Origin of the sequence: Streptomyces sp. NPDC050439, from assembly GCF_040655335.1 — a bacterium.
Lineage (GTDB): Bacteria > Actinomycetota > Actinomycetes > Streptomycetales > Streptomycetaceae > Streptomyces.
This window is the reverse complement of the sequence record NZ_JBFAJT010000003.1, coordinates 871,889-885,874: the sequence shown is the minus strand read 5'-3', so window position 1 is coordinate 885,874 and position 13,986 is coordinate 871,889. Positions and strand designations below refer to the sequence as shown.

General features: G+C 68.8%; 19 protein-coding genes. 9 read left to right on the top strand and 10 right to left on the bottom strand.

Going from position 1 to position 13,986, the window contains the following annotated elements; translation table 11 throughout:
- The first annotated feature begins 162 nt into the window (after positions 1-162).
- The 3 genes from AB0I66_RS17050 (at position 163) to AB0I66_RS17040 (ending at position 3,153) form a co-directional block, all read left to right on the top strand.
- Entirely contained in the window at positions 163-486 is a 324-nt protein-coding gene (locus AB0I66_RS17050; RefSeq protein WP_363208611.1) for a helix-turn-helix transcriptional regulator, read from the top strand.
- A 1-nt stretch (position 487) separates the two neighbouring features.
- Positions 488-2,416 (top strand): beta-galactosidase, encoded by a 1,929-nt coding sequence (locus AB0I66_RS17045; protein WP_363208610.1) that lies wholly within the window; start codon positions 488-490, stop codon positions 2,414-2,416.
- Positions 2,417-2,556: 140 nt separating this feature from the next.
- On the top strand, positions 2,557-3,153 hold the full coding sequence (locus AB0I66_RS17040) for a hypothetical protein (protein WP_363208609.1): 597 nt from the start codon (positions 2,557-2,559) through the stop codon (positions 3,151-3,153).
- Here the strand turns inward: AB0I66_RS17040 and AB0I66_RS17035 are convergent.
- Complete coding sequence (locus AB0I66_RS17035; protein WP_363208608.1) at positions 3,129-3,428, bottom strand: hypothetical protein; 300 nt, start codon at positions 3,426-3,428, stop codon at positions 3,129-3,131. The genes AB0I66_RS17040 and AB0I66_RS17035 overlap by 25 nt on opposite strands.
- 16 nt (positions 3,429-3,444) lie before the next feature.
- On the bottom strand, positions 3,445-3,606 hold the full coding sequence (locus AB0I66_RS17030; RefSeq protein WP_363208607.1) for a hypothetical protein: 162 nt from the start codon (positions 3,604-3,606) through the stop codon (positions 3,445-3,447).
- Positions 3,607-3,726: 120 nt separating this feature from the next.
- On the opposite strand from AB0I66_RS17030, the gene AB0I66_RS17025 reads away from it, so the two are divergent.
- On the top strand, positions 3,727-4,221 hold the full coding sequence (locus AB0I66_RS17025; protein ID WP_363208606.1) for a GNAT family N-acetyltransferase: 495 nt from the start codon (positions 3,727-3,729) through the stop codon (positions 4,219-4,221).
- 1,057 nt (positions 4,222-5,278) lie between these two features.
- Here the strand turns inward: AB0I66_RS17025 and AB0I66_RS17020 are convergent.
- From AB0I66_RS17020 to AB0I66_RS17010, 3 genes are all read right to left on the bottom strand, one after another.
- Positions 5,279-5,383 (bottom strand): hypothetical protein, encoded by a 105-nt coding sequence (locus tag AB0I66_RS17020; protein ID WP_363208718.1) that lies wholly within the window; start codon positions 5,381-5,383, stop codon positions 5,279-5,281.
- 416 nt (positions 5,384-5,799) lie between these two features.
- Positions 5,800-6,075, bottom strand: a complete 276-nt coding sequence (locus tag AB0I66_RS17015) for a DUF397 domain-containing protein (protein ID WP_363208605.1) — start codon at positions 6,073-6,075, stop codon at positions 5,800-5,802.
- Positions 6,057-6,890 (bottom strand): helix-turn-helix transcriptional regulator, encoded by an 834-nt coding sequence (locus AB0I66_RS17010; RefSeq protein WP_363208604.1) that lies wholly within the window; start codon positions 6,888-6,890, stop codon positions 6,057-6,059. Before AB0I66_RS17010 ends, AB0I66_RS17015 begins: the two co-directional genes overlap by 19 nt.
- A 118-nt stretch (positions 6,891-7,008) precedes the next feature.
- Here AB0I66_RS17010 and AB0I66_RS17005 point away from each other — a divergent pair, with 118 nt between their 5' ends.
- From AB0I66_RS17005 to AB0I66_RS16995, 3 genes are read left to right on the top strand one after another with little or no spacing between them, the layout of a single operon-like run.
- Entirely contained in the window at positions 7,009-7,230 is a 222-nt protein-coding gene (locus tag AB0I66_RS17005) for a hypothetical protein (protein ID WP_363208603.1), read from the top strand.
- Positions 7,227-7,454 carry a hypothetical protein gene (locus AB0I66_RS17000; protein WP_363208602.1) on the top strand — a complete coding sequence of 76 codons (228 nt, stop codon included), beginning with the start codon at positions 7,227-7,229 and terminating at the stop codon, positions 7,452-7,454. The genes AB0I66_RS17005 and AB0I66_RS17000 overlap by 4 nt, the downstream gene beginning before the upstream one ends.
- Positions 7,455-7,465: 11 nt before the next feature.
- Positions 7,466-8,089 carry a DUF1266 domain-containing protein gene (locus AB0I66_RS16995; protein WP_363208601.1) on the top strand — a complete coding sequence of 208 codons (624 nt, stop codon included), beginning with the start codon at positions 7,466-7,468 and terminating at the stop codon, positions 8,087-8,089.
- Positions 8,090-8,178: 89 nt separating this feature from the next.
- Here AB0I66_RS16995 and AB0I66_RS16990 read toward each other — a convergent pair whose 3' ends face one another.
- Positions 8,179-8,856 (bottom strand): AIM24 family protein, encoded by a 678-nt coding sequence (locus AB0I66_RS16990; RefSeq protein WP_363208600.1) that lies wholly within the window; start codon positions 8,854-8,856, stop codon positions 8,179-8,181.
- A gap of 98 nt (positions 8,857-8,954) precedes the next feature.
- Here AB0I66_RS16990 and recO point away from each other — a divergent pair, with 98 nt between their 5' ends.
- Both recO and AB0I66_RS16980 read left to right on the top strand, forming a co-directional pair.
- A complete protein-coding gene (gene recO, locus AB0I66_RS16985) occupies positions 8,955-9,707 on the top strand; it encodes a DNA repair protein RecO (RefSeq protein ID WP_363208599.1) in 753 nt (250 codons plus the stop codon).
- Between the two features lie 50 nt (positions 9,708-9,757).
- Positions 9,758-10,579, top strand: a complete 822-nt coding sequence (locus AB0I66_RS16980; protein ID WP_363208598.1) for an isoprenyl transferase — start codon at positions 9,758-9,760, stop codon at positions 10,577-10,579.
- A gap of 79 nt (positions 10,580-10,658) precedes the next feature.
- Here the strand turns inward: AB0I66_RS16980 and AB0I66_RS16975 are convergent, their stop codons facing one another.
- The 4 genes from AB0I66_RS16975 to AB0I66_RS16960 form a co-directional block, all read right to left on the bottom strand.
- Positions 10,659-11,072: a transcriptional repressor gene (locus tag AB0I66_RS16975; RefSeq protein ID WP_190081029.1), complete on the bottom strand. Its 414-nt coding sequence runs from the start codon at positions 11,070-11,072 to the stop codon at positions 10,659-10,661.
- 80 nt (positions 11,073-11,152) lie between these two features.
- Positions 11,153-12,046, bottom strand: coding sequence for a metal ABC transporter permease (locus AB0I66_RS16970; RefSeq protein ID WP_363208717.1), 894 nt, complete (start codon positions 12,044-12,046; stop codon positions 11,153-11,155).
- A 2-nt stretch (positions 12,047-12,048) separates the two neighbouring features.
- Positions 12,049-12,849 carry a metal ABC transporter ATP-binding protein gene (locus AB0I66_RS16965; protein WP_363208597.1) on the bottom strand — a complete coding sequence of 267 codons (801 nt, stop codon included), beginning with the start codon at positions 12,847-12,849 and terminating at the stop codon, positions 12,049-12,051.
- A gap of 35 nt (positions 12,850-12,884) precedes the next feature.
- On the bottom strand, positions 12,885-13,874 hold the full coding sequence (locus AB0I66_RS16960; RefSeq protein WP_363208596.1) for a metal ABC transporter substrate-binding protein: 990 nt from the start codon (positions 13,872-13,874) through the stop codon (positions 12,885-12,887).
- Between the last annotated feature and the right edge of the window lie 112 nt (positions 13,875-13,986).

The window sequence follows — 13,986 nt, the reverse complement described above, 5'->3', positions numbered from 1 at the left end:
ACGGCGCGTCAGGCCATGCGGCGCGTGTTTAGTGGTTGCTAAACATTTACGGCCCGGTTCGGCGGGGCGGAGTGAGGTGCGCGTCCTGTTCATGTTTGCGAACGTGCTGGCCGAGCGGCGGTACGCGGAGTACGTCGCCGACCGTGAGAAGGAGCTGGGGAAATGAGCGGACACATCAGGTGGTCGGCGAGTGGACACCGGGAGCGCGCGGAGGAACTGGCCGGTGGCCGGGACGAGTTCACGGAGGGGGCCCGGCGCATGCTTGCCGAGGTTCGGGCCTGGCGCCTCGTCGAGATGCGCCAGGAGCGGGGGTACACCCAGACGCAGGTGGCCGAGCGTATGGGGGTGAGCAAAGGGAGGGTGTCCCAGATCGAGAGTGGGCAAGTCTCAGGTACGGACGTGATGGCGCGGTATGTCGAAGCGCTCGGCGGCAATCTGGTGATGGTCGCGGTCTTCGACGACGGTGAGCTACGAAAGGTCGGATGACATGGGCCGGGAGCGCCTCGCCGAGCGATTTCGTTCTCAGTTGTCGTCGATCGGGTACGGGGGCGACTACAACCCCGAGCAGTGGGGTCCCGAGGTCCACGCCGAGGACGCCGAGTTGATGCGCGAGGCGGGGGTCAACCTCATCACGCTCGGGATCTTCTCCTGGGCGAAGACGGAGCCGGCCCCGGGCACGTACGACTTCGCGTGGCTGGACGGCCACATGGACCGCCTCGCGGAGGCGGGCGTCGCGGTCAGCCTGGCGACGATGACGGCGTCCCCGCCCCCGTGGCTCACGCGCCTGCACCCTTCGATGCTCCCCGTGACGGATGAGGGGGTCCGGCTGCACCCCGGCTCCCGCCAGCACTGGTGCCCGTCGAGCCCGGTGTACCGCACCCACGCCGTACGCCTCACCGAACGCCTGGCCACGCGCTACGGCGCGCACCCCGCGCTCGCGCTCTGGCACATCGGCAACGAATACGGCTGCCACATCTCACGCCACTGCCACTGCGAGGTGTCGACGGCGGCGTTCCGCAGGTGGCTGCGGGAGCGGTACGGGACGGTGACGGCGCTCAACGACGCCTGGTCGACGGACTTCTGGTCGCAGCGCTACGGCACCTTCGAGGAGATCCACACCCCGCGCAAGGCCCCGTCCTTCCGCAATCCGGCCCAGCAGCTCGACTACTGGCGCTTCTCCTCGGACGAGCTCCTCGCGTGCTACCTGGCGGAGAAGGAGGTCCTGACCCGCATCACCCCGCACATCCCCGTCACGACGAACTTCGTCCCGGTGGCGAAGACACTGGACCTCTTCAGCTGGGCCCCGCACCTGGACGTGGTGTCGTACGACTCGTACCCGGACCCGCTCGATCCGGACGCACTCCACCGCACGGCCTTCTCGTACGACGTCATGCGCGGCCTGAAGGGCGGGCAGCCGTGGCTGCTCCTGGAACAGGCGCCGGGCGCGGTGAACTGGCGCGAACGCAACGGCAGGAAGCCGCCGGGCCGGATGCGCCTGGACAGCTGGCAGGCGGTGGCGCACGGGGCGGACGCGGTGCTGTTCTTCCAGTGGCGGCAGTCGCGCGGGGGAGCGGAGAAGTTCCACTCGGCGATGGTCCCGCACGGGGGCCGGGAGACGCGGATCTTCCGGGAGGTGCGGGAGCTGGGCGCGGAGTTCGCCTCGTATCCCGAGCTCCTGTGCTCCCGCCCCGACCGTGCGGACGCGGCGCTGCTCATGGACTGGCCGAGCTGGTGGGCCCTGGAACTGGACGCGCACCCGAGCGCGGACGTCACGTTCCTGGACGCGGCCCTGGCCCACCACAAGCCGCTGTACGACGCGTCCGTGGCGTGCGACGTGGTCCCGGTGGACGGGGACTTGACCGAGTATCGCTTGCTCCTGATCCCCAATCTTTACTCGGTAACGAAGGAGACCGCGGAACGAATCCGCGCGTACGTCCACGGCGGCGGCACCCTGCTCATGTCCTACTTCTCCGGAATCGTGGACGAACACGACCGCGTCCACCTCGGCGGCTACCCGGCCCCGTTCCGCGAGCTGCTCGGCCTCCGGGTGGAGGAGTTCGACCCGGCCCCGGACGGCACGTGGTCGGAGGAGATCCACCTGGAGGGCGCGGAAGCCGTGAGTACTTCCTCCACGGGCGCCCCGACGGTGACCCGCCACCCCTACGGCGAGGGCGTGGCCTGGTACCTGAGCACGCGCCCCGCCCCGAAGGAGATGCGGGAGCTCCTCGACCGGGTGCGCGCGGAGTGCGGGGTGGCGCCGGTCCTGCCGGACCTCCCGGAGGGGGTGCAGGCGCGGGCACGGGTCACGAGGGGCGGGGAGCGGGTCCTCGTGGTGATGGATGAGCGCGGGTTGGGCGTGGAGGTGCGGGAGGGGGGCAGGGCAACTGCAAGTAAATCCCGCCCCGGGGTGCGTTGACGTGGGATTTTGCTGCAGATGAGTGACCTGCGGGGGACGTTAGTGAGGCGTTAGCGAGACGGCGACGGATCACCAGCGGCGGCGGACAGTCTTGTTCTCACGAGCACGAAGCAAGAAGCACCGCACAGAACGGGAAGACCATGTCGCACACCGCCCTCCTCCACGCCCGCAAGGCCGCAGCCGCCATGGTCATCACCGTCGCCGCGTTCGGGCTCACCGCCTGCCAGGGCGGCGGGAACGACGCCTCGTCGTCCTCCGCCCCGGCCCCCGCTTCCGCGTCCGAGACCGGTAAGTCCGGCGGGTCTGGCGAGACGACCGGCAAGACCGGTGGCGACTCCGCCACCAACAAGTCGTCGGGCACGCCGGCCAAGTCCGGCAAGAGCTGTACCGACCAGATCAACTACGCGGGTGACCCGCGCTCAAATGCCGAGATCAACAGCATCGGCGCGGACACGGGCACCTGCCCCACCCCGGAGAAGGGCGACAAGGCGGGCAAGAGCTGTACGGACCAGATCAACTACGCGGGTGACCCGCGGTCGAACGCCGAGATCAACAGCATCGGCGCCGACACCGGGACCTGCCCCACCCCCGAGAAGGGCGACAAGCCGTCGGGTACGCCCAACAAGCCCGGCGTCAGTTGCACCGACCAGATCGACTACGCCGGTGACTCCCGGCCGAACGCGGAGATCAACAGCATCGGCGCGGACACCGGCTACTGCCCGCCGGTCAAGAAGTAGGCGCCGAGGTTCTCGCGGAGCGCGTCGACCACGTACTCGGGCGAGAACTCGAGGAGCCAGTCCATGAACCGCCGCCCGTACTCCTCCCGCGCCCGCGCGATGATGGGATCGGCGGCCTCGGGCGCGGTGAGGCCGAACCTCTCCTCCAGCCAGACGAGATACTCCTCGTGCCCCGAGCTGTGCTCCTCGTCGACGTCCCGTTCCTCCTCCGCGAAGTACCACTCGTGGTCGATGGCCAGCAGACGGAACAGATCACGCAGGCCGGACGCCACCACATCGAGATCGCCTTCGTCACCGAAGAGGACGACCGGCAGCGTCGCCAGATCCGAGACCGGCGTCGCGCCGTCCGTACTCGTACATCTCGAACCCGTCGGAGAAGCCCGCCTTCCCCGGCCCGTCGTGGAACTCCTTGAGCAGATTCAGCTCGGGTATGGGGGAGTAGGCGGCGGGCACGGATTCTCCTCGGTGTGGGGCGGCAGAGGGTGACAGGGGGACGGACGCTACCGGTCCCCACTGACAGCGCGGGACGAAAAGCCGAGGCGGCGACCGGAGGCCCGCGGCTAAGTTGCCGCCATGCCCGAACTCCAGCGTCTGCGCCCCGATCACGCCCCCGCCCTGCTCGCCTTCGAGCGCGAGAACCGCGCCTACTTCGCGAAGCACGTACCTGACCGTGGCGACGCCTACTTCGCCGAGTTCGCCGCGCGGCATGCTTCATTGCTGGCCGAACAGGCGGCCGGGGCCTGCCACTTCCACGTGCTGGTGGACGGTGAGGGGGCCGTGCTCGGGCGCGTCAACCTGGTCGACGTCGCGGACGGCGAGGCCAAGCTCGGGTATCGCGTCGCCGAGAGCGCGGTGGGCCGCGGGCTCGCCACGGAGGCCGTACGGGAGGTGTGCGGGGTCGCCGGCTCGGAGTACGGGCTCACTGCCCTGCGGGCGGCTACGGATGCGGGGAACGCGGGGTCGCGGGCGGTGCTCGTGCGTGCGGGGTTCGTGGTCGTGGGTGAGATGGAGGTCGAGGGCCAGGGGTGGACCGAGGTGCGCTATCGCCTTGACCTGGCTGCTGGTTGACACATGATCCGGCCCGCGTCAGAGTCGCGCCGGTGGAGATCAGGGATCTGAGCGAGGCCGAGCGGCAGGTGTGGGAGGCGTTCCCGCTGGGGCGGGGCGTCGACTTCCGGGAGCGGCACGGGGAACCCGCCGATGCCGGCGCGGACTGGGGCCCCGAGCGGACCGTACGGGCCGAGGTGCTGCGGGCTCTTCTCATCGACGGGCCTCGCCAGGAGGGGGAGACGCCTGTCCTGCGGCTGCATGGTGCTCGTATCACGGGCAAGCTCGACCTTGAGTACGCGGAGGTCGCCGGGGCGATTCACCTGTGGTCCTGCTACTTCGACGGAGAACTGGACCTGTACGGGGCGCAGTTGCGTCAGCTGAATCTGGGGTGGTCCGTCCTTCCCGACCTGTACGGCACGGGCTTACGGGTCGACGGCTCGTTGCGCATGACCGGTGTCCGCGTCCGGAGGTCCATCCGGCTCGGGGGCGCGCGGATCGCCGGAGCGGTATTCCTCGACGGGGCGCTGCTGGGAGAGGGCGGTCTGTCGGACACCTTCGACGAGCCCGTCCTCGCGCTCAATCGCGCCACCATCGACGGTGATCTCCACGCCGACGACGGCTTCACCGCCCACGGGCTGGTCCGCCTCGCGGGCGCCGTGGTCGCCGGGACCATCACCCTCAACGATGCGGTGCTCAGCAACCCGGGTGGCACCGCCCTGCAGGCGGCGAACCTCAGTGCCGGGGACGATCTGCACGCGATGCGGCTCACGGCTCACGGGCGCCTCAACCTGCCCGGTGCCCGCATCCCCGGCCAGTTCAACCTGGAGGGCGCCCGGCTCTCCAACCCGGGCGGCATGGCCCTGCGCGCCAGCATCACCGGGGGCACGTTGTGGCTGGACGGGGCCGCGCCGATCGAGGGCACGGTGACACTGCGGGGCTGCCAACTCGATCTCCTGCACATAACCCCGGAGACCTGGCCGGACAAGGTCCGCCTCGATGGCCTGACGTACAACAGACTCAGCCCGCACGAGCCCGCCGAGCGAAGGCTCGAGGTCTTGGGGTGGGACACCGAGGGCTACGTCCCCTTCGCGTACGAGCAACTCACCGCCGCGTACCGCCGTGTCGGCGACGATGCGGCCGCGCGTACCGTCCAGCTCGCCAAGCAGCGCCGGCATCGCACCACCCTGCCCTGGTACGCCAAGGCTTGGGGGTATCTCCAGGACCTCACGGTCGGCTACGGCTTCCGGCCTACGCGCGCTGCGGTCTGGCTGCTCTCGTTGCTGCTGATCGGCTCCGTCGCGTACGCGGTGCGGGAGCCGGTGGCGTTGAAGCCGAAGGAGGCGCCGGAGTTCAGCGCCGTCTTCTACACGTTGGACCTGCTACTGCCGATCATCGACTTCGGCCAGGAGCATGCGTATGCCGCGCGGGGGGCGTGGCAGTGGTTCGGGTACGCCCTGGTCATCATGGGCTGGACCCTCGCCACGACGATTGCCGCCGGCATCACGAGGGCGATCAGTCGTCAGTAGGGTGGCGATTCCCTGCGGGGCGGTGGGGGCTGGTCGCGCAGTTCCCCGCGCCCCCTACGGGGCGCTTCCCCTAGGCGGCGCCCACGTTCCCCACGAACGCAGCCCACGCTTCGGCGCGGATCAGCAGGGCGGGGCCTTGGGGGTTTTTGCTGTCGCGGACGGGGACGACGCCGGTGACTCCGTCGGCCACCTCGACGCAGGCGTTGCTGTCGCCGCTGCTGTACGTGCTCTTGCGCCAGCGGGCGGCGCCGATGAAGTCGTACGCGACCTCGACGCAGTTGCCGCCATCACCGTTGCTGTACGTGCTCTTGTACCAGTGTGCGGTGCTCAGGTCGTACTCGTACATCGTCTGTAGTCCTCAGCCGCCGACTCGATCAGGGCGAGGGACGCCTCCGGCGACAATGCGGCGGCCCTAAGCAGATCGTAAGTCGCATGGGCACGCTTGACCACGGCTGGTTCGTCGATGAGGTTTCCCGAAAACCCCGTTTCTGTATAGAGCGTTGGCGGCGCATCCTCGAACCGCATGAGTTTCATGGGCCCGTGCATTGAGGCATACGCTCCCACCTTGTACGGGAGCACCATCGTCAGGACGTGGCGGTTCCGTGCCAGCTCGGTGATGCGGCCCAGCTGGCCGGCCATGACCGACGGGCCGCCCACCGGGATGCGTAGCACGCATTCGTGCATGATCGCCCAATACACGGGCCGTGCAGCGTCCTTGAGGATGTTCCCGCGTTCCATCCGTGCAGAGACTGTGTCCGCGATGAACTCATCCACTGCGAACGGGTGGCTCGCCAGAGTGAGTGCGCGAGCGTAGGGGGCTGTCTGCAGCAGGCCCGGCACGACCGTTGGCTCGAACTCGCAGATCTCTGTGGCCAACCGCTCCAACTCCACGACCGCCGCGAAGTAATCCGCGTACCGCCGGTCGTCGATCAGCTTGCGCCACATCCTCTCGAAAATACCGTCGGATTGCAGCACCTCATCGATCCTCTCCGCCACATCCAACTGCGGTTTGCGAATGGCCTGTTCGAATTGGCCGACGTATCCACCGGAAACGAAAACCCGCAACCCCAGCGCCGACTGCGTGAGCCCCGCGTCCTCGCGCCGTCTCTTCAGTTCCGCTCCGAAGAACTCCCAGGCCGCCTGACGTGAACCATTGGCCATGGCCAACCGCCTTTCGCTGCCTCGCAGTTGTAGGAGACAGACTCCTGACGAGTCTAGGTGGATTCCGTCACCGTAGGGATGCGAAGAGTGAGATCCGACGGCAAAGGGGAGCCACCCGATGGGTGAGAAGAAGGCGCACGCGCCGGTATGCGTCGAGGACGCGGAGGAGACCATGAAGGAATTGCGCACCGCACTCGCGCAGGCGGGAATTACTTTGCCGTCATTGCGGATCGACCCCACATCTTTGGCTCGGGAGGCGCCCTGCCCGATCATCGAATTGGGCGGTTGCCGGGTCGAGACGGCCGCGCGGCTCGTCGCCGCGCTGGGGGTCGCGCCATGAATCTGTACCTTCCCGTCGGCGCGTACGCCGTGGACACGCGGACAGGCCAGGTCGGCAGGGTCATGGGGCACGAGGGGCCCTATGTCCAGCTGCGGCCCTTCGGCGGCGGGCGGGAGTGGGACTGTGCGCCGGACGCGTTGCGGACCGCCACCACGTCCGAGCGGCTGAGGGCGGCGACCGCCTATGCGAATGCCCGGAGTCGGGGGGGAAGTGCCGTGACGTAGTGTGCGGCGCCATGGCCATATGGAAGTGGAGCAAGCCGAGGGTCGAGTCGAAGTACCCGAGACCGCTCACCATGCACCAGATGTGGATGGTGTCGCTGAGCGCGCCGGTCAGCCGGGACAAGGACGCGTCCCGGACGACCCTGTATCCGTTCACCCGCATCGACGACGGCAAGGCGCGGAAGTGGCTGGCCGAGCAGTGGGAGATCACCGCGCCCGAGCAGTTGCTCGGGCGCCTGAGCGGTCTGGCGAGCACCGGTTATCGCGCCATGGCGCAGAGGCGGATCGGCGTCGCGCCGCTTGCCTGGGACATCGCGCTCTACGTGGACATCTCCCGGCGTGGGTTCGCCTGCGGGATGCTGAGCGAGGCCGACACCTGGAACCGGCTCAAGAACGTCGTGCCGACGGTGGTGGGGACGTACTCCTCCTGGGGGGAGTACGCCGACCACTACCTTCTCGGGAGGAAGGTCTGGCGGGACAGTCTGCAGGGCACGCAGGACGCGGACTTTCCGGCGCCCCAGGCCGCGTCCGACGCCCACCTCCAGAAGCTCCTGGACCCGGCGAACCGCTCCAGCGCGTGGAACCTCGCCCCCTGGGAAGCGATCAGCCGCCCCGACCAGGCGCGCCCTGCCCGCTGAGCGGACCCGACGCCCGAAGGGGCGCGGGGAACTGCGCGGCCAGCCCCCACCGGCCCGCGGACTGATCACCGCACTCCCCAGCGGAGCGTCTAGTGCTGCGTCGGCTTCGACTGGGTCAGCTCGCTCGGGCGCACGATGACGTGGCCCTCGCCGCGCAGCATCAGCTGCACCGCCTCGCCGGAACCGCCCCTGATCATGGAGCCGACGGACTGCGAGCGGTGCAGCGAGGTGTCCAGGTTCGCGGTCCAGCCGACCACCGCGTCCGTGTCCACGTACACCGGCTGCTGCGGTGACACCGGGATCACCAGCGGGTTGCCGTCGCAGACCAGGCCGAGCTGCCCGGCCCCGGTGAAGACGCTGTTGAAGAGGCCGCCGCCGGTGACGCCCGCGCCCTTCACCGTCTTGATCTCGTACGAGAGCGTCGCGTCGAAGCACAGGACGTTGCGGCCGTTGACGGTGAGGACGTCGCCCGGCTCGATGTCGACGATGAAGCAGTTCTGCGCCTCGTGCGCGAACCAGGCCTCTCCCTGGCCGCGCACCGCCATCAGCGGAAGACCCTCACCGGTCATCGCCCGCTTCAGCATGCCGCCCATGCCCTGGCCCTTGCGCTCGAACTGTAGGTCGCCGCGGTAGGCGATCATCGCGCCCTGCCGTGCGTGCATCTCGCCGTTGACCGCGTACTTGATGGACTTGGCGTTCTGCAGGGTCATCCCGGGGACGACGGACTGCTGCGCCATGTGTTCCGTGGAGAACAGCTCACTCTTCATGCGGGCATTTTGGCAGGCGTGACTGATATGACCAGGGGGCAGGACAGGTCGGTGCGACCCCGGCCACGGCTGTCGGTGCCGTACGCGAGAATGGGGCCATGAGTCTGTTCCGTGATGACGGCATCGTGCTGCGCACCCAGAAGCTGGGTGAGGCGGACCGCATCATCACGCTGCTCACCCGCGGCCACGGCCGGGTCCGCGCCGTCGCGCGCGGAGTGCGGCGCACGAAGTCCAAGTTCGGGGCGCGGCTCGAGCCCTTCTCCCATGTGGACGTGCAGTTCTTCGCGCGCGGCAGCGAACTCATCGGGCGCGGGCTGCCGTTGTGCACACAGAGTGAGACCATCGCTCCGTACGGTGGTGGAATCGTGACCGACTACGCGCGCTACACCGCCGGCACGGCCATGCTGGAGACGGCGGAACGGTTCACCGATCATGAGGGCGAGCCCGCCGTGCAGCAGTATCTGCTGCTCGTGGGCGGCCTGCGGACCCTCGCCAACGGCGAGCACGAGCCGCATCTCATCCTCGACGCGTTTCTTCTGCGCTCCCTCGCCGTGAACGGGTACGCGCCCAGCTTCAGCTCCTGCGCGAAGTGCGGGATGCCCGGGCCGAACCGGTTCTTCTCCGTCGCCGCGGGCGGCTCGGTCTGCGTCGACTGCCGGGTGCCCGGCAGCGTCGTACCCTCGATGGAAGCCCTCGGCCTGCTCGGCGCGCTGCTCACCGGAGACTGGGAGACGGCGGACGCCTGCGAGGCGCGGCATGTCAGGGAGGGCAGCGGGCTTGTTTCCGCCTATCTGCACTGGCACTTGGAGCGCGGGCTCCGCTCATTGCGGTACGTAGAGAAAACCACGTAAGCACGTCAGCACGTCACGTACAGAGAACGCTAGGTAGGAGAGAGCCCCCCATGGCACGACGCGGAATCCTCGGACGGTCCCGCCGTGAGTACAAGGTCCCCGAGCCGCACCCCTCGGGCGCCCGGCCGCCGAAGATCCCCGGCGAGCTGGTGCCGCAGCATGTGGCGATCGTCATGGACGGCAACGGCCGCTGGGCCAAGGAGCGGGGGCTGCCGCGCACGGAGGGTCACAAGGTCGGCGAGGGCGTCGTCCTCGACGTGCTCAAGGGCTGTCTGGAGATGGGCGTCAAGAACCTCTCGCTGTACGCCTTCTCGACCGAGAACTGGAAGCGCTCGCCCGACGAGGTGCGCTTCCTGATGAACTTCAACCGCGACGTCATCCGGCGGCGGCGGGACGAGATGAACGAGCTCGGCATCCGCATCCGCTGGGTGGGGCGCATGCCCAAGATGTGGAAGTCCGTCGTCCAGGAGCTCCAGATCGCCCAGGAGCAGACCGTCGACAACGACGCGATGACCCTGTACTTCTGCGTCAACTACGGCGGGCGCGCCGAGATCGCGGACGCCGCGCAGGCCATCGCGCGCGATGTCGCGGCGGGCAAGCTCGACCCGTCGAAGGTGAACGAGAAGACCTTCGCCAAGTACATGTACTACCCGGACATGCCGGACGTGGACGTGTTCCTGCGCCCCAGCGGCGAGCAGCGCACCTCCAACTACCTGATCTGGCAGTCGAGTTACGCCGAGATGGTCTTCCAGGACGTGCTGTGGCCGGACTTCGACCGGCGCGACCTGTGGCGGGCCTGCCTGGAGTACGCCGGGCGCGACCGCCGCTTCGGCGGCGCGATCCCGAACGAGGAAGAGATCGCCAACAGCTGACGGCCAACAGCCGACGCAGACGCACTGTGGGCCCGCACCGAAGCCGGTGCGGGCCCACAGGGCGTTCAAGGCGTTCAGGCTACTTCTGCGCGCACTCCGCGCACGTGCCGAAGATCTCGACCGTGTGCGCCACGTTCACATACCCGTGCTCGGAGGCGATGGCCTCGGCCCACTTCTCGACCGCCGGGCCCTCGACCTCGACCGCCTTGCCGCACACCCGGCAGACCAGGTGATGGTGGTGGTCGCCGGTCGAGCAGCGGCGGTAGACCGACTCGCCCTCGTCCGTGCGGAGCACGTCGACCTCGCCGGCGTCGGCGAGGGACTGGAGCGTGCGGTAGACCGTGGTCAGGCCCACCGAATCGCCCTTGTGCTTCAGCATGTCGTGCAGGTCCTGCGCACTGCGGAACTCGTCCACCTCGCCCAGGGCCGCCGCCACAGCGGCGCGCTGCCGGGTGGATCGGCCTCGTACCGGGGGTCCCGCAGCCGTTGTCACAGGTGCCTCCTCAACTGAAAAACTCGCACGATCGCCCGCACATCTGTCATATCCCGTCGGGCCATTGTGCCAGCTCGCTCTCAGACGGTGACCTCGTCCGCCGGGCGCCGCGCGCTCGGGACGTCCGCCGTGCAGGTCGCCTCCGCGGCGGACGCCGCCCGTGCCCGGCGTCTGGCCAGGGGAGTCGCGAGCGCCGTCAGGACGACGAAGACGCCGATCGCCATGAGGACGATGGTCGCTCCGGGCGGCACGTCCTGGTAGTACGAGGTGACCGTGCCGGAGAGGGTCACGGCGGTGCCGATGACCACCGACAGGATGAACGTCACCTTGAACGAGCGGGTGATCTGCTGGGCCGCGGCGACCGGCACCACCATCAGCGCGCTCACCAGGAGCAGTCCCACGACCCGCATCGCGACGGTGACCGTGACGGCGGCGGTGACCGCGATCAGCAGGTTCAGCGCCCGCACCGGAAGCCCGGTGACCCGCGCGAACTCCTCGTCCTGGCTCACCGCGAACAGCTGCTTGCGCAGGCCGACGGTGACGAGCACCACAAAGGCCGCGAGCAGGCAGATCGCCGTGACGTCGGAGTCGGAGACCGTCGAGAGCGAGCCGAAGAGGTACGAGGAGAGGTTTGCGTTGGAGCCGGTGTCCGAGAGGTTGATCAGCAGGACACCGCCCGCCATGCCGCCGTAGAAGAGCATCGCGAGGGCGATGTCACCGCGCGTCTTGCCGTACGCCCTGATCAGCTCCATCGTCACCGCGCCGACGACGGCGATCAGCGTCGCCATCCAGACGGGGCTGGAGTTGAGCAGGAAGCCGAGACCGACGCCCGTCATCGCGATGTGGCCGATGCCGTCGCCCATCAGGGCCTGGCGGCGCTGGACGAGGTAGATGCCGATGGCGGGGGCCGTGATGCCGACGAGGACGGCGGCGATCAGCGCCCGCTGCATGAATTCGGTCTGGAAGATTTCCATCATCAGGTCAGCAGTCCCGTGCGGATCGGCTCGTGCTCGTCGGCCGAGTGCGGATGTACGTGGTCGTGGCCGGGCAGCGCGTGCTGTCCCGTGGCCTTGGGCGGCGGCCCGTCATGGGTCACGCAGCCGTCACGCAGGACGATGGCGCGGTCGATCAGCGGCTCCAGGGCGCCGAGCTCGTGCAGCACGAGCAGGACCGTCGTACCGGCCGCGACCTGCTCGCGCAGGGTCTGGGCGAGGATCTCCTGGCTCGCCAGGTCGACGCCCGCCATCGGCTCGTCCATGATCAGCAGCTCGGGCTCGGAGGCCAGCGCGCGGGCGATGAGCACGCGCTGGTGCTGGCCGCCGGAGAGGGCGCTCACGGAGTCCTTGGCGCGGTCGCCGAGGCCGACGAGCCCGATGGCCCGGTCGACCGCCGCACGGTCCGCCTTGGTCGCCCAGCCGAGCTTCGACAGCTTCGTGCGCGAGAGGCGGCCCGACGAGACGACCTCGCGGATCGTCGCGGGGACACCGCTCGCGGCTGTCGTGCGCTGCGGTACGTAGCCGATGCGGGCCCACTGCCTGAAGCGCTTCAGGGGGGTGCCGAAGAGGCTTATGTCGCCGCCGGTCAGGGGGACTTGGCCGATGACCGAGCGGACGGCGGTGGACTTGCCGGAGCCGTTCGCGCCGAGCAGGGCGACGACCTCGCCGCGCCTGACGGCGAGGTCGATGCCGCGCAGCACCGGGCGCGCGCCGAGGGTGGCCGTGGCCGCCCGCACGGATATGACGGGCGGGGTGGTCTCGCTTGAGGCCGTGTCTCCCATGGCGTGCGCCTCCGATGCTGCCGCTAGCGGTTCTTTCACTTCGCGCCGAGTGCCTTCTCCAGGGCGCCGAGGTTCGACTCCATGACCTCGATGTAGTCATCGCCCTTGGACTTGTCCGTAATTCCCTCGAGGGGGTCCAGGACGTCCGTCTTGAGGCCCGCGTCGTTCGCGAGGGTCTTGGCGGTCTTGTCGCTGGCGAGGGTCTCGAAGAACACCGTGGAGACCTTGTCCTCCTTGGCGATGTCCTGGAGCTCCTTGATGCGGGCGGGGCTCGGGTCCGACTCGGGGTCGATGCCGGAGATGCCCTCCTGGTCCAGGCCGTAGCGCTCGGCGAGGTAGCCGAAGGCGGAGTGCGTGGTGATGAAGGTCTTGGTCTTGGTGTCCTTCAGGCCGCCCTCGAACTTCGTGTTCAGCGCGTCCAGCTTCTCGACCAGGGCCTTCGTGTTCTTCTTGTACGCCGCCGCGTGGTCCGGGTCGGCCTTCTCCAGCGCCTTGCCGACACCCTCGGCGACCTCGGCGTACTTCACCGGGTCGAGCCAGACGTGCGGGTCGGCGCCGGCTTCGCCTTCTTCGTCGTGGCCGTGCTCTTCCTCGGCGTGCTCTTCGCCCTCGTGGTCGTGGCCGTGGTCGTGGCCGACGCCCGTGCCGTGCTTCTCCAGCTTGGTGAGGGTCGCGGCATCCACGGTGTTCTTCACGCCGGACTGGCCGATGGCGTCGTCGACGGCGGGCTGGATGCCCTTGAGGTACAGGATGACGTCCGATTCGCCGAGGGCGGCGGTCTGCCTCGGGCTGAGCTCCAGGTCGTGCGGCTCGACACCCGGCTTGGTCAGGGTGTCCACGGAGACGTGATCGCCGCCGATCTCCTGGGCGAGGTACTGCATGGGGTAGAACGACGCCGTCACGCTCAGCTTGCCGTCGCCGTTCTTGTCCGCGGCGCTGGAGGAGGAGCAGGCGGTCAGGGCCGTGAGGCCGAGCACCGTGGCGGAGGCGAGGGCGGCGGTGGGTATCAGGCGACGTACGTTCATGACACTCATTTTCAACAAATCTGGAAACGATTGTCAACTAGCGCTCGTGGCGGGGTCCGGCCGGAGGCCGTCGAGGACTCTCATCCGGAACCGATTTGATTAGGGGGGTAAG

Bases quoted from the DNA above. Each gene is read 5' to 3' on its own strand.
- AB0I66_RS16995 (WP_363208601.1), top strand. From the start codon at position 7,466: ATGGCCATATGGAAGTGGAGCAAGCCGAGGGTCGAGTCGAAGTACCCG.
- AB0I66_RS16960 (WP_363208596.1), bottom strand. From the start codon at position 13,874: ATGAACGTACGTCGCCTGATACCCACCGCCGCCCTCGCCTCCGCCACG.
- AB0I66_RS16970 (WP_363208717.1), bottom strand. From the start codon at position 12,046: ATGGAAATCTTCCAGACCGAATTCATGCAGCGGGCGCTGATCGCCGCC.
- AB0I66_RS17025 (WP_363208606.1), top strand. From the start codon at position 3,727: ATGCCCGAACTCCAGCGTCTGCGCCCCGATCACGCCCCCGCCCTGCTC.
- AB0I66_RS17050 (WP_363208611.1), top strand. From the start codon at position 163: ATGAGCGGACACATCAGGTGGTCGGCGAGTGGACACCGGGAGCGCGCG.
- recO (WP_363208599.1), top strand. From the start codon at position 8,955: ATGAGTCTGTTCCGTGATGACGGCATCGTGCTGCGCACCCAGAAGCTG.
- AB0I66_RS17010 (WP_363208604.1), bottom strand. From the start codon at position 6,890: ATGGCCAATGGTTCACGTCAGGCGGCCTGGGAGTTCTTCGGAGCGGAA.
- AB0I66_RS17005 (WP_363208603.1), top strand. From the start codon at position 7,009: ATGGGTGAGAAGAAGGCGCACGCGCCGGTATGCGTCGAGGACGCGGAG.
- AB0I66_RS17000 (WP_363208602.1), top strand. From the start codon at position 7,227: ATGAATCTGTACCTTCCCGTCGGCGCGTACGCCGTGGACACGCGGACA.
- AB0I66_RS16990 (WP_363208600.1), bottom strand. From the start codon at position 8,856: ATGAAGAGTGAGCTGTTCTCCACGGAACACATGGCGCAGCAGTCCGTC.
- AB0I66_RS16965 (WP_363208597.1), bottom strand. From the start codon at position 12,849: ATGGGAGACACGGCCTCAAGCGAGACCACCCCGCCCGTCATATCCGTG.
- AB0I66_RS17045 (WP_363208610.1), top strand. From the start codon at position 488: ATGGGCCGGGAGCGCCTCGCCGAGCGATTTCGTTCTCAGTTGTCGTCG.
- AB0I66_RS17015 (WP_363208605.1), bottom strand. From the start codon at position 6,075: ATGTACGAGTACGACCTGAGCACCGCACACTGGTACAAGAGCACGTAC.
- AB0I66_RS17040 (WP_363208609.1), top strand. From the start codon at position 2,557: ATGTCGCACACCGCCCTCCTCCACGCCCGCAAGGCCGCAGCCGCCATG.
- AB0I66_RS16980 (WP_363208598.1), top strand. From the start codon at position 9,758: ATGGCACGACGCGGAATCCTCGGACGGTCCCGCCGTGAGTACAAGGTC.